The 13164-nt window shown below is 67.5% G+C and carries 14 protein-coding genes; 5 read left to right on the top strand and 9 right to left on the bottom strand.

Annotated features, from left to right (window positions below):
* Positions 1 to 93: 93 nt before the first annotated feature.
* The 5 genes from MEBOL_RS09120 to MEBOL_RS09100 all read right to left on the bottom strand — a co-directional run bounded on the left by MEBOL_RS09120 (position 94) and on the right by MEBOL_RS09100 (position 3172).
* Positions 94 to 657: a Wall-associated protein precursor gene (locus MEBOL_RS09120; protein WP_095977050.1), complete on the bottom strand. Its 564-nt coding sequence runs from the start codon at positions 655 to 657 to the stop codon at positions 94 to 96.
* Positions 658 to 679: 22 nt separating this feature from the next.
* Positions 680 to 1219, bottom strand: coding sequence for an imm11 family protein (locus MEBOL_RS42665; protein ID WP_245919589.1), 540 nt, complete (start codon positions 1217 to 1219; stop codon positions 680 to 682).
* A 130-nt stretch (positions 1220 to 1349) separates the two neighbouring features.
* Complete coding sequence (locus tag MEBOL_RS09110; RefSeq protein WP_095977049.1) at positions 1350 to 1913, bottom strand: Wall-associated protein precursor; 564 nt, start codon at positions 1911 to 1913, stop codon at positions 1350 to 1352.
* Between the two features lie 22 nt (positions 1914 to 1935).
* Entirely contained in the window at positions 1936 to 2622 is a 687-nt protein-coding gene (locus MEBOL_RS42660) for a hypothetical protein (RefSeq protein WP_095977048.1), read from the bottom strand.
* Complete coding sequence (locus MEBOL_RS09100) at positions 2612 to 3172, bottom strand: Wall-associated protein precursor (protein WP_095977047.1); 561 nt, start codon at positions 3170 to 3172, stop codon at positions 2612 to 2614. The genes MEBOL_RS42660 and MEBOL_RS09100 overlap by 11 nt, the downstream gene beginning before the upstream one ends.
* A gap of 75 nt (positions 3173 to 3247) precedes the next feature.
* Between MEBOL_RS09100 and MEBOL_RS09095 the strand changes: the two genes are divergently transcribed.
* Positions 3248 to 3448 (top strand): VOC family protein, encoded by a 201-nt coding sequence (locus MEBOL_RS09095; protein WP_245919587.1) that lies wholly within the window; start codon positions 3248 to 3250, stop codon positions 3446 to 3448.
* Here the strand turns inward: MEBOL_RS09095 and MEBOL_RS09090 are convergent.
* A complete protein-coding gene (locus MEBOL_RS09090; RefSeq protein WP_095977046.1) occupies positions 3430 to 4308 on the bottom strand; it encodes an SGNH/GDSL hydrolase family protein in 879 nt (292 codons plus the stop codon). The two genes, MEBOL_RS09095 and MEBOL_RS09090, sit on opposite strands and share 19 nt — an antisense overlap.
* A gap of 135 nt (positions 4309 to 4443) precedes the next feature.
* Here MEBOL_RS09090 and MEBOL_RS09085 point away from each other — a divergent pair, with 135 nt between their 5' ends.
* The 4 genes from MEBOL_RS09085 to MEBOL_RS09070 all read left to right on the top strand — a co-directional run bounded on the left by MEBOL_RS09085 (position 4444) and on the right by MEBOL_RS09070 (position 8635).
* Entirely contained in the window at positions 4444 to 6162 is a 1719-nt protein-coding gene (locus MEBOL_RS09085) for a dipeptidyl-peptidase 3 family protein (RefSeq protein ID WP_095977045.1), read from the top strand.
* A 71-nt stretch (positions 6163 to 6233) separates the two neighbouring features.
* The gene (locus tag MEBOL_RS09080) at positions 6234 to 6983 is read left to right on the top strand and encodes a fatty acid desaturase (RefSeq protein ID WP_095977044.1); all 750 of its coding nucleotides are present in this window, start codon (positions 6234 to 6236) and stop codon (positions 6981 to 6983) included.
* A 30-nt stretch (positions 6984 to 7013) separates the two neighbouring features.
* Positions 7014 to 8012, top strand: a complete 999-nt coding sequence (msrP, locus tag MEBOL_RS09075) for a protein-methionine-sulfoxide reductase catalytic subunit MsrP (protein ID WP_095982667.1) — start codon at positions 7014 to 7016, stop codon at positions 8010 to 8012.
* A 5-nt stretch (positions 8013 to 8017) separates the two neighbouring features.
* Positions 8018 to 8635: a protein-methionine-sulfoxide reductase heme-binding subunit MsrQ gene (locus tag MEBOL_RS09070; protein WP_095977043.1), complete on the top strand. Its 618-nt coding sequence runs from the start codon at positions 8018 to 8020 to the stop codon at positions 8633 to 8635.
* Between the two features lie 9 nt (positions 8636 to 8644).
* Here MEBOL_RS09070 and MEBOL_RS09065 read toward each other — a convergent pair whose 3' ends face one another.
* The 3 genes from MEBOL_RS09065 to MEBOL_RS09055 form a co-directional block, all read right to left on the bottom strand.
* Positions 8645 to 9133, bottom strand: a complete 489-nt coding sequence (locus MEBOL_RS09065; RefSeq protein WP_245919585.1) for a response regulator — start codon at positions 9131 to 9133, stop codon at positions 8645 to 8647.
* A gap of 244 nt (positions 9134 to 9377) precedes the next feature.
* Entirely contained in the window at positions 9378 to 10643 is a 1266-nt protein-coding gene (locus tag MEBOL_RS09060) for a hypothetical protein (protein WP_342747754.1), read from the bottom strand.
* The gene (locus tag MEBOL_RS09055) at positions 10640 to 13162 is read right to left on the bottom strand and encodes a TonB-dependent receptor domain-containing protein (protein WP_095977041.1); all 2523 of its coding nucleotides are present in this window, start codon (positions 13160 to 13162) and stop codon (positions 10640 to 10642) included. The genes MEBOL_RS09060 and MEBOL_RS09055 overlap by 4 nt, the downstream gene beginning before the upstream one ends.
* Between the last annotated feature and the right edge of the window lie 2 nt (positions 13163 to 13164).

Genomic DNA, 13164 nt, shown 5'->3' with positions numbered 1-13164 from the left:
CGGTTGACGGGCTCGGCCTTCTCCACATCGACATCGTAACGGGATGAGGGGACTCCCTCTTCGAGGACGAAGAATCGTGGGGAGACGGAGGCCTCAGAATCCATTGGGGAACCTCACCTTCATCTCAGGGCGGCTGTAGATGTCGCGCAACTTGTCCATGAAATCCTTGGGCGTGGCTTTGGAATACCTATCGAGCCAGCGGATGACCTCCTCGTCCACGTCTCGGTGCCACTGCTGGTAACCACAGTGCGCCTGCTCGTCTCTGGCTCGTGCGATGAAGCGTGGGTCCCTGGGTTTGTAAAGTCCCTTGAGTGAGGAGTGCTCCTCCAACTTCCTGGCAATGGGACGGGAGATGAGGTGGTGCTCCTGGCCCTTGCACTGGGGCGGCTCGGAGGAGCCGAGTGACTGGGACAACGACTCCGCCGTCGCCTGGAGTTGCTTCGTCTTGTTCTCGTCTCCCTCGCCCGCCATCAACGAGGCTTGCTCCAGGGCCTCCTGCACCTGGTCCAACACCTGGGCGGCCTTGCGCGTGTCATCCGCCGCGAGCGTCACGCAGGCGCTCACCATGCCCGCCTTGCAACTACACACCAGGGACGTCTCTCCGGGCGTGCAGGCAATGGCCTGCGTCAACAGCACCAGCAGCAAGCTCGAGAGCATGGGATTTGTCCTTGAGCTCGGCTCACGTCGTGGGCAGGGGCGCGGGTCCGAGGTTGGACGGGTCCCACACGAACTGCTCGGTGGGAGTGAGCCGGATGTTGGTCAACTCGTGCCGCTCGACGAAGTCCTTGAAGCGCTCGGAGACGACGAGTTCGCCTTGCATACCGCGAGGGCGGAAGATGTCCTCGCCTCCCCAGGTGTCCGGCTCCAGGACGAAACCGTGGATGGCGTCGATACCCGTCGAGCGGCACTCCATGCAGGTGGGCGGCTTGGAGACGCGCACACGGTTGAGCACCACATCCACCATCGCCCGGCCGAAGCAGGGCGAGACAATGTAGTAACGAGGCACGGTGAGCGGCTTGAGTGGCCTCCTCCTCATGCAGCGAACCCGGACGACTTCGACGGGATGGAAGCCCTCCAATCCGGTGAGCCCCTCCGCGCGGAAGGCCTCCGCGAAGCGCTCGGAGAGGAGCCGCTCGTATCCCGGACAGCGAATGAAGTCGCCGAGTTCTTCCCCATGCAGTTCCAACTCGACCCGATGAGGTGGGAGCGAGGTCAGCATTCCAATAAAATCGCCGCACCGTGGACAGCGAGGTGCATCCGCGAGATTTTCGGGCTCGACCGGGTCGACATCCGTGTCGTAGCGGGACCGGGAGCCACCCTCTTCCAAGACGAAGAAGCGCGGAGAGGCCTCAGAATCCATCGGGAAACCTCGCCTTCATCTCGGGTCGGCTGTAGATGTCGCGCAACTTGTCCATGAACCCCTGGGGCGTGGCCTTGGAGTTTCCATTGAGCCAGCGAATGACTTCCTCGTCCACGTCGCGGTGCCACTGTTGGTAGCCGCAGTGCGCCTGCTCGTCCCTGGCCCGGGCCACGAATCGTGGATCCCGAGGTGTGTAGAGTCCTCTGAGCGTGGGGTGCTTTGAAAGCTGCCTGGCGATGGGCCGGGAGATGAGGTGATGTTCCTGACCCTTGCATTGGGGCGGTTCGGAGGAGCCGAGTGACTGGGACAACGACTCCGCCGTCGCCTGGAGTTGCTTCGTCTTGTTCTCGTCTCCCTCGCCCGCCATCAACGAGGCTTGCTCCAGGGCCTCCTGCACCTGGTCCAACACCTGGGCGGCCTTGCGCGTGTCATCCGCCGCGAGGGTCACGCAGGCGCTCACCATGCCCGCCTTGCAGCTACACACCAGGGACGTCTCTCCGGGCGTGCAGGCAATGGCCTGTGTCAACAGCACCAGCAGCAAGCTCGAGAGCATGGGATTTGTCCTTGAGCTCGGCTCACGCCGTGGGCAGGGGAGCGGGTCCGAGGTTGGAGGGATCCCGTACGAACTGCTCGGTAGGCGTGAGCTGGATGTTGGTCAGCCCGTGCCGTTCGACGAAGTCCTTGAATCGCTCGGAGACGACAACTCTCCCCTGCATGCCGCGGGGGCGGAAGATGTCCTCACCCGCCCAGGTACCTGGCTCCAGGACGAAACCGTGGATGGTGTCGATACCCGTCGAGCGGCACTCGGTGCAAGTGGGAGGAGGGGCGAACCGCACGCGATTGAGCACCAGGTCCACCGCCGCCCGGCCAAAGCAGGGCCAGACAACGTAGTAGCGAGGGACGGTAAGAGGCTGGCTCGGTCTCTTCCTCATGCAGCGCACCCGGCATACCTCCACGGGGTGGAAGCCCTCCAGTCCGGTGAGCCCCTCCGCGCGGAAGGACTCCGCGAAACGTTCGGAGATGAGTTCCTCGTATCCCGTACCGCGGATGAAGTCGCCGGGTTCCTCCCCATGCAGTTCCAGCTCGACGCGGTAGGGGGGACGCCATGTCAGCAACCCAATGATGTCGCCACACCGTGGGCAGCGAGGCGCATCCGCGCGATTGACGGGCTCGACCTTCTCCAATTCGGCATCGTAACGGGACGAGGATGCGCCCTCTTCCAAGACGAAAAAGGACGGGGAGGTAGAGAACTCAGAATCCATGGGGGGACCTCGCCTTCATCTCAGGGCGGCTGTAGAGGTCGCGCAACTTGTCCATGAATTGCTGGGGCGTGGCCTTGGGACGCTCCTTGAGCCACTCGATCATCTCCGTGTCCACATCACGGTGCCACTGCTGGTAGCCGCAGTGAGCCTGCTCGTCCTTGGCTTGGGCCACGAAGCGGGGGTCTCGAGGTTTGTAGAGTCCCCCGAGCGTGGGGTGCTCCTCCAGGCGCTTAGCGATGGGACGGGAGATGAGGTGGTGCTCCTGGCCCTTGCATTGAGGCGGCTCGGAGGAGCCGAGCGACTGGGACAGGGACTCCGCTACCGCCTGGAGTTGCTTCGTCTTGTTCTCATCTCCCTCGCCCGCCATCAATGAGGCTTGCTCCAGGGCCTCTTGCACCTGGTCCAACACCTGGGCGGCCTTGCGCGTGTCATCCGCCGCGAGGGTCACGCAGGCGCTCACCATGCCCGCCTTGCAGCCGCACACCAGCGACGTTTCGCCGGGAGTACAGGCCACTTGCGTCAACAGCACCAGCAGCAAGCTCGAGAGCATGGGACTTGTCCTTCCGCTGGTAGCGGGCACGTGCCGACGGGGTGGGCCTCATATCGGACGACGAAAAGGCGCGGGTTGAATTCGTCCTCTCCAAGTGGCTCGGCGTCGCCTTTCGTGTACGTGGCCGATGTCGACGCGCACTGTGCCCGCGCCCGTGCCGCTGGCGCCGCCATCGTGATGGAGCCGTACAACACCGAGTACGGCTCCCGGAATTACGCGGCGCGTGACCTCGAGGGCAACGTCTGGAGCTTCGGGACCTACCGCCCCGCGCCCTGAGCCTCGGCGTCGTCGCTCGTGAACGCGGCCTGCTGCGCGAGCAGATCGTAGGCGAAGTCGGCGAAGAGGCCGTGGGTGTAGCTGGTGGGGTGGATGTCGTCCCAGAAGAGGTAGGTGTCCGGGTTGACCGTCTTGCCCTTGCACGTGCCGGTGACGTTGCTCAGCCCGTAGGACGAGGGGCTCGCGATGAGCGTGTTGAACACGCCGTGGGCGTCCATTCCGATGCGCGTGAGGCCGGGAAACTCCTGACGCAGCTTCGTCAGGGACTGGGTCCAGAGGGTGTTGAATTGGACCGTCGGCGGCTCGAGCACCGTCTTGCCCAGGCCTCCGGGAACGGAGAGGGCGGCGGGGGTCTTGTGCAGCGGAGGCATGTTGACCCACAGGACATACCGGGCGCCAGCCTGGGCGAGCTTGCGGATCTGCCCCGTGATGTTGTTGGCGGCCGTGGTCGCGGCGGCCTTGATGCCCGCGGTGTCGAAGGGATTGGCACTCGCCTTGTAATTGATGTCGTTGCCTCCGCCCCACAGGACGTAGAGCGCGGTGGCGGTGTCCGTGGGCTGGGTGGCCAGATAGGCATTGAGCTGGGTGCTCATCCCGCTGGTGACGGCGCCACCCCGGGCGTAGTTCGTCCCGCCGCTGTCGGACGCCGTCAGCGTCAGGTTCAACTGGGCGGCGAGCTGCTTCACCCAGGTTCCGGAAATCTGACTGCTCGGCTTCGTGGTGGGGCCGCTCGTGGCGACGCCGTTGTTGCCGTTGTCACTCAGGCTGTCGCCGAAGACGACGAGACTGCTCTGGGCGCGAGCGTGAAAGGGGCTGAGCGCCGTCAGGACGAGTGCGAGGACGAGGAGGTTCCGCTTCATGCGCGAGGACTCTCTCAGTGAGGGTAGAACGACTTAGTCTGTTTAACATGGATTCGTTGTTTTCGTTGGATGGATGACGTGGGGCTCCGGGGGCTTTGCTGTCCACCCTGGAGTCCGAGGGTTAAAAGGGCGGTCATGAATCGCACCTTCCTCTCCCTCGCCGCCGCGGCGGTGCTCGGGTCGGGCGCCGCTGGCGCCACCGAGCCGTCCACTCCCGCGCGCCTACCCACGGCGCCCGAGCTCAAGCGCATGACGGCGCGCTTCGCCCCCGTCGACATCCAGGTGGATGTGTCCAAGCTGCCCGACACCGAGCGTCAGGCGCTCGCGAAGATTCTCCAGGCCGCGCGCGTCATGGACGCGCTCTTCCTGCGTCAGGCCTGGGCGGGCAACGAGACGCTGCTGCTCGACCTCGTCCAGGACACCTCCGCCCTCGGCAAGGAGCGGCTGCATGCGTTCCTGCTCAACAAGGGCCCCTGGTCGCGGTTGGATCACAACGCGCCCTTCATTCCGGGCGTGCCGGCCAAGCCTCCCGAGGGTCACTTCTACCCGGCGGGCGCCAGCCAGGCGGATGTGGAGAAGTGGGTGAAGTCGCTGCCCGAGGCGCAGCAGAAGGAGGCCACGGGCTTCTTCACCACCCTGCGCCGGGGGCCCGACGGGAAGTTCATCTCCGTGCCCTACAGCGTCGAGTACCAGGGCGAGCTGGCCCAGGCGGCGCACCTGCTCATCGAGGCCGCGGAGCTCACCCAGCAGCCCACGCTGCGCACGTTCCTCACCCGGCGCGCGGATGCCTTCCTGAGCAACGACTACTACCCGAGTGAAGTGGCGTGGATGGAGCTCGACGCGAGCATCGAGCCCACCATCGGGCCCTACGAGGTCTACGAGGACGAGTGGTTCAACTACAAGGCCGCCTTCGAGGCCTTCATCGCCCTGCGCGACGACGCGGAGACGGCGAAGCTGTCGAAGTTCAGCGGGGAGTTGCAGGGGCTGGAGAACGCTCTGCCCATCGATCCGAAGCTGCGCAATCCGAAGCTCGGGGCGCTCGCGCCCATCCGGGTCGTCAACAGCCTGTTCTCCTCGGGGGATGGCAACCGGGGCGTGCAGACGGCGGCGTACAACCTGCCCAATGACGAGCGCGTGGCGGCCGAGAAGGGCACCAAGCGCGTGATGCTCAAGAACATCCAGGAGGCGAAGTTCCAGCGCGTGCTCCTGCCCATCGCCCAGGTGGCGCTCGGGGCGAAGGATCGCAAGGACGTGTCCTTCGACGCCTTCTTCACCCACATCCTCATGCACGAGCTGATGCATGGCCTGGGGCCGCACACCATCACCGTGGAGGGCAAGGAGACCACGGTGCGCCAGGCGCTCCAGGCCTCGTCCAGCGCGATCGAGGAGGCCAAGGCGGACATCTCCGGCCTGTGGGCCTTGCAGGCGCTCGTGGACAAGGGCGTCATTGGCAAGGAACTCGAGCGCACCATGTACACGACGTTCCTGGCGTCCGCGTTCCGCTCCATCCGCTTCGGCATCAACGAGGCGCACGGCAAGGGCGTGGCGTTGCAGCTCAACCACTTCCTGGACACGGGCGCGGTGACGGTCGCCAAGGACGGCACCTTCGCCGTGGTGCCCGGCAAGGTGCGCGAGTCCGTCACCACCCTGACGAAGCAGCTCATGGAGTTGCAGGCCCGCGGAGATCGCTCCGCCGCCGATGTGTTGCTCGATAAGATGGGCGTGGTGCGCCCCGAGGTGAAGCGCGTGCTGGACAAGCTCGCCAACGTGCCCGTGGACATCGAGCCGCGCTATGTCACCGCCGAACAACTCATGGCGGGTTCCGGGGCCGCTCCCCCCGCGGGCAAGAAGTAGTGTCGTCTGCTCGCTCGCCGTGTGTTTTTCGCCGTGCACGGCGAGCGAAACGTGATGAGAGATGAGGCCGTATGCGCCACCACGCACCTCGCGGTCCCTGGGGAGTCCTCATCGCCCTCACCGTGATGGGGGCGTGGTTGGGCCACCTCCTCTGGTTGCTGGGCTGGGCCGAGCTGACGCTCGCCTCGCCGCTCGCCTGGTTTCACATGGCGTTGCAGGCCTACCTGTGCACGGGGCTGTTCATCACCGGGCATGACGCCATGCACGGCACGGTGAGCCGCCACCGGGGCTTGAACGAGGCGGTGGGCACGCTCGCCTGCTTCCTCTTCGCGGGGTTGTCCTACAAGCGGTTGGTGGTCAACCACCGCGCGCACCACCTGAACCCCACGGGTCCGGATGACCCGGACTTCTCCACGAGGACCCAGGTTTTCCTCCCTTGGTTCACGACGTTCATGGTGCGCTACATGACGTGGCCGCAGTTCCTCACCATGGCGCTCAAGTTCAACGTGCTGATGTGGCTGGGCGTGGAGCAATGGCGCATCTGGGCCTTCTGGGTGGCGCCCGCGGTGGCGGGGACCTTCCAGCTCTTCTATTTTGGCACCTATCTGCCCCACCGGCGGCCGGACACGCCGGACATGGCGCCCCACCACGCGCGCTCGCTGCCGCGCAACCACGTGTGGGCCATGCTCTCCTGCTACTTCTTCGGCTACCACTGGGAGCACCACCAATCGCCCTCCACGCCCTGGTGGGCGCTGTGGCGGGCCCGGGATGCCCGGGTGCGCGAGCCCGCGCCGTTGCCTCGGGCCGACGTCCCCTTGTAACCGGAGGCGTTCCCGGGCGTTATGAAGGGCATGCGCCATCTGCCGCCCGAGCCCCCTGGGTCTGACATCACCGCCGAGTCGCTGTACCTGAACCGGCGGGAGCTCATCAAAGGCGCGGCGCTCTTCACCGGCACGGCCACGGCGGTGGGGGCGGGGTTGCAACTGCTCAGCCGCCGGCCTTCGGGTGGAGATGGCGGGGAGCTTCTGGCGCCGCCGCCCGCCGCTCCGGGCGAGGCCCCCAAGAAGGCGCGTCCCCGGGGCCCCTACGACACCGACGAGACGCCCACGCCCTACGAGGACGCCACCACCTACAACAACTTCTACGAGTTCGGGCTCGACAAGGGGGACCCCGCCGAGAACGCGCACACGCTCAAGCCCCGGCCCTGGACGGTCGTCATCGACGGCGAGGTGAACAAGCCCCAGCGCGTGGACATGGACACGCTCCAGTCCTGGTTCCCCCTGGAGGACCGCGTCTACCGGATGCGCTGCGTGGAGGCCTGGTCCATGGTGATTCCGTGGATGGGCTTTCCGCTGGCGGGGCTCCTGCGGCGCGTGGAGCCCACGAGCAAGGCGAAGTACGTGGCCTTCACCACCCTGATGGATCCCAAGCAGATGCCCGGCCAGAAGGCGGCCACGCTCGACTGGCCCTACGTCGAGGGCTTGCGCCTGGACGAGGCCCTGCACCCGCTCGCGCTGCTGGCGGTGGGCCTGTACGGCAAGGTGTTACCCAACCAGAACGGCGCGCCGCTGCGGCTCGTGGTGCCGTGGAAGTATGGCTTCAAGGGCATCAAGTCCATCGTCCGCATCTCCCTCACGGAGACACAGCCGCCCACGACGTGGAGCCTGGCCAACAGGCGCGAATACGGCTTCTACGCGAACGTGAATCCCCAGGTGGATCACCCCCGGTGGAGTCAGGCCTCCGAGCGCCGCATCGGGGAGTTCCGCCGCCGTCCCACGCTGCCCTTCAACGGCTACGCCGAGCAGGTGGCCGGCCTCTATTCGGGCATGGACCTGCGCGAGAACTTCTGACGCCCATGGCCTCGTCTCCCTACCCCTGGCTCAAGCCCGCCGTCCTCGTGGGCGGGCTGTCCCCCGTGGCGCTCCTGGCGCTCGACTTCGCGCGAGGTGCCCTGGGCGCCAACCCCATCGAGCGCGTGCTCCATCAGACGGGCATGCTCGCGCTCATCGTGCTGGTGGCCTCGCTCGCGTGCACGCCGCTCAAGCTGCTGTTCGGGTGGACGTGGCCCCTACGCATCCGCAAGCTGTTGGGCCTGTTGGGCTTCGCCTACGCGGTGATGCACTTCCTCACCTACGCGGTGTTGGATCAGGGCCTGGCGTGGGGCGCCCTCCTCGCGGACATCACGAAGCGGCCCTTCATCACCGTGGGTTTCCTGGCGCTGGTGTTGCTCGTGCCCCTGGCCGTCACCAGTACCAATCGCATGGTGCGCCGCCTGGGCTTTCCCACCTGGCAGCGGTTGCACCGGCTTGTCTACGTGGCCGTGTCCCTGGGCGTGGTGCACTTCATCTGGCGGGTGAAGAAGGATCTGACCGAGCCGCTCGTGTACGCGTGCGTGCTGGGCCTGCTGCTCGCCGTCCGGGTGGCGGAGTCCGTACGCAAGCGGCGGACCCGCGCGTCGCTGCCCGCCACCTGACGGCGGGGCTCAGACCTTCTTGGGCGCCGGGAGGATGGTGTCCACCAGCGTCATGAGCTGGGCGCAGCTCACCGGCTTGCGCACGAAGGCGTTGATGCCCGCCTTCTGGCCCTTGTTGCGCACCTCGGCGGCGTTCGCATCGCCCGTCATCATCAGGATGGGGATGCGCGACACCTTGAGATCCTTGTTCGAGCGCACCGTGGCCGCGAAGTCCGCGCCGTTCATTCCATCCATGTGGAAGTCGGTGAGGATGAGGTCCACCTGCTGCGTGTCCAGCTCCCTGAGCGCCGCCTCGGCCGACTCCGCCTCGATGTACTCGAAGGCGCGCGCCATCAGGTAGATTTTGAGCAGCGTGCGGATGGAGCGGCTGTCGTCCACGAGCAGCACGCGCTGGGGTTTCACGCCGGGCTCCGGGCGCGCGAAGGGGCGCGTCTCGGTGTTGGCCACGGCCGTGAAGGCGCGGGCCGTCTCGGCGTTGATCCCTCCGAAGGGACGCACCGGCTCGCCAGGACGGGTCACCGCCGGAGTGGACACGGATGGGCGGGCGGGCTCGGTGGGAGCCGCCGGGGAACGGGCTGCAGCTGTCGCCAGTGATTCGGGCACAACGGTGGCCGACTTCATCGAAGAACCTCCCAATGGTGTTCCCCCCCCCCGCTCACGACCAGACTGCCCGCCATGTTCGCCCACACACACCTCGAAGTCAAAGTCACGCTCCCTTGGAGAGGGCGCGGGGAGACGGAACTCATGGCACCTCGATCACGAAGGACTGGGTGGCCACCGGGGGGAGCCCCGTCGCGGGCAGATCCTTCGGGGTCGCCACCAAGGGGTCCAATTCATTGGGGACGCGCCACGTCTGGCCGGTGAACTGGACGAGGGTGATGGAGTAGCGCCCGGGGGGGATCGTCTGCAGGCGCACGGGTTGGCGGGGATCCCTCGCATCGATCGCCGCTGGATTCAAGTTGAGGGTGAGGATGGGCGAGGGAACGGGTTGGAAGCTCCAGGCGCCATCGACCTTCTGGTTCAACTGGGCGAGGACCTCGGGCGGCACGGACAACGACGCGGAGAGCAGCACCAGGTCCGGCTGCCCGTCCTTGCTCCCGTTCTCCCGGATGTAATCCTCACCGGTCTCGTCGAGGACGCCGTTGCGGTCCAGGTCGTTCTCGTCGGCGAGCCCTTGCGCTGGATTGCGGGGGTCCACGACGTGGGTGAGCTTGCGCACCAGGACGCGGGGCCACAGGTCCAACGAGCCGTCGCCATTGGCGTCATCCGGCTTGCCGTCCTCGTTGTCGTCCACCAGCCGGACGAAGAAGGACGGCGGGCGCTGGTCCACGCCGGACTCCTGCAACTGCAGCGGCCTGAGCGTCAGCGTGCTCGGCTTGCGCTCGAAGCGCGAGGGGCCGTCCACCCAGAAGACGGGGCGATCGAAGGGCACCCGGGTCTTCTCGGTGGAGAAGCTCACGTTGACGTGGGTGGCGGCCGGCAGCGAGTCGTCCTCGAGCGGAGAGATGTCCACGATCCGGGGCTTGCCCGAGGCGTCCAGGGCGGCGCCGCCCACGTCTCCGGCGTTGGGCTCGCCGGTGACGGTGAACCAGGGAATGAAGTCCGGCGTGTGGCAGGGCTGCTGGTTGCCCGTCATCAGGCACGTGTCCGCGTCGATGAAGCCGCGCACGAGGTAGTGCCCCTTGGCCACCTGGCTGAACGCGTAGGGCGCGGTGAAGGGCCCCACCGCGGACGGGTCCGCCGGGCCGAAGAGCTGTTCGCGGGGGATGACGGTGAAGCTCACCGGACGGCCCGTGCCCTGGGGCGGAGGAGGCCGCTCGGCGTCGTAGAGCAGCACGATGGCGTTGCCGCGCACCGGCCCCTGCACCACCACCTGGCCCTCGATGCGCGACCGGAGCTGCTGCTGACGGACATCCGCGGTGGCGAAGACCGGAGGAGGCTCGCACCCGGTGGCGAGCACGCACGCGAGGGCGAGGCCCCCCAGGGTTTTCTGGCGAGAGGACATCATGGCGTCACCGTCAGCAGGGCGAGCACCCGGCGCTCGATGCGATTGCCGAAGGGGTGCTGGGAATGGGCGGGGCCCAGGTTGGAGCCCACGAGCGCCACCGACACCCGATCCTTCACCGGGCTGTAGCCCACCCGGGCGTTGATGACGGTGTAGGCGCCCAGGCCGTTGGAGATGGGTTCGATGCGGGTGGGATCCTGCGCCGTGGGCTCGCGCTCCACCCACTGGGTGGCGGAGGACCAGGCCGCGTCCAGGCCCAGCTCCAGGGCCTGGCGCGTGCGGTAGGTGATGCCGCCATACAGCTTGAACTGGGGCGCCTGGCTGCATGGGCCGCACAGCGACTCCGTACCGCCCTCGGACGTCAGGTTCTGCAGCGCGCCGCTCACGCGGATGCCCAGGCCGTCCACCGGCGCCAGGGACACGCCGAGCTCGGCGCCACGCGCGGTGTAGACGGCCGACTCGTTCTGGAAGAAGGAGCGGCCCAGGATGTACGTGCCCGAGGCCGCGTCCCATGCGTCACCCGCCGTCACCGGCACCACGGCGGACAGGTCGATGAGGTTGCGCACGGTGTTCTGGTAGAGCGCCAGGTCCCAGTCGATGCCGAGCGTGGGGGCCTCGCCGCGGTAGCCCAGCTCGAAGGCCAGCAGCTGCTCGGGCTTGAGCATCTGGTTGCCCGTGGTGAGCAGGTTGGCGCCGTTGACGCCCGGCAGCGGGAAGCCCACCCGCGCGTAGCTCTCCATGAAGGTGGGCACGCGGAAGGCCGAGGCGGCGCTGGCGCGGAACGCATGGCCCTCGAAGGGCAGGAAGAGCGCGGAGACGCGGGGCGAGTGCGCCAGCCCCGCCGAGCCCTTGTCCAGCAGCGGGTGCCGGTCCACACGGTAGGAGGCCACCACGCGGAAGGGGTTGGCCAGCCGCCACTCGTCCTGCACGAAGGCCGCGCCGTGCAGCTCCTGGCGCAGCGACTCCATGTAGGCCCAGCCCAGGCGCTTGAGGCGGCCTTCCACGCCCACGTTCACCTGGTGCTCGCCCGCGAGCGAGAACGTCTTGCTGATGAGCAGCTCGCCATTGAAGACGTTGGAGTCGACGCGGGTCTGTAGCGAGCGCTGGCCCCGGGCCTCGTACTGAGGCCCCGCGTTCGCGGAGAGGTGGTTCCAGAAGGCCTTGAACTTCACCGGACCCATGCTCGCGTCCGCCTTGGCGAAGGCGCTCACGCCGTCCATGTAGAAGTTGCGCAGGGCGCCGAGCGGGTAGGCCTCCGTGTAGAGCCGGTTGACGCCGCCGGTCAGTCCCAGTTGGGGGCCCGCGTCGAACTGATAGGTGGTGGCCAGGGTGGCGCGCGCGCTGCGCACGCCCAGGTCCGGGTTGGGATCCTCGATGAGCATGTCGGGCCGGTCCGAGGCGAAGTCCCGGCTCCACTTGTTCGCCTGGGTGTACGCCACCGAGGCGCGATAGCGCAGCGCGCCCGAGCCCCCGTGGCTCACGAAGTCGCCGCCCGCCACGTTGCCGCTGCCCGCGTAGCCCTGGAAGCGCGCGCGCGGGCCCGTGCCCGGGGCCTGGGTGATGATGTTGACCACGCCCAACATGGCGTTGGCGCCGTACAGCGCGCTGCCCGGACCTCGGATGACCTCGATGCGCTCGATTTCATCCAGCGACACCGGGATGGAGGACCAGAGCGTCATGCCCAGGAAGTCCTGGTACTCGGAGCGGCCGTCCACCAGCACCAGGACCTTGTTGGACAGGCGCTGGTTGAAGCCGCGCAGCGACACGTTCGCGCTGGCGGGCCCCATCATCATCACCTCGGCGCCGGGCACCCGCCGCAGCAGCTCCGGCAGGCTCCGGGCGCCCGACAAGCGGATGTCCTCGGCGGTGATGACGGTGGTGGCGTTGGGCGCTTCCAGCGAGGACTGCGCACGGCGGCTGGCCGTCACCACGCGCTCCTCGTAGGGCACCTCGCCCTCGTCCTCTCCCGGGGCCGTTCCCGTCTGGAGCGCGACGGCGGCGCCAGGCGCGTCCGCGGTGGACCGGGTGGGGCCGGGCGTGGCGGGCAGGGCCTCGGCGCGGGCGATGGCCTTCTCCAGCCGCTCCATCAACGCGGTGAGCGTCTTGGTCGCCTCCGTGTTGGCGGGCGGGGGAGGCATGGGCGGCAGTCCCTTGTTCTCCTCGGCGGCCGGCTCCTCGCGGGGGTCACCCAGCGTCTCTTCCAGCTTCGCGAGCGTCGCGGCCACGGGGGCCGAGTCGGGCGGATTGGCGGCGAGGTAGCGCCGGTAGTAGTCCACGGCCTCGGGAACACGGCCCGCGTCCTGGTAGGCGCGCGCGATGTTGTAGAGCACGTTGGCGTGGGGCTTGATGGCGTAGGCGTTCAGCAGCTCGGCGATACCCGAGTCGTACTGACCCTGGGCGATGAGGCTCATGCCGTTGCGGAAGTGGCGGCGGGCCTCCAGGCGAGCGTCACCCCAGGCCGTCCCCGCGCACAGCACCAGAGCCAGGGTGCCGGCTCGCTTCCAGGCGATCTTCTTCAGCATTG

Source organism: Melittangium boletus DSM 14713, from assembly GCF_002305855.1.
GTDB lineage: Bacteria > Myxococcota > Myxococcia > Myxococcales > Myxococcaceae > Cystobacter > Cystobacter boletus.
This window is presented reverse-complemented; position numbering and strand designations above follow the sequence as displayed.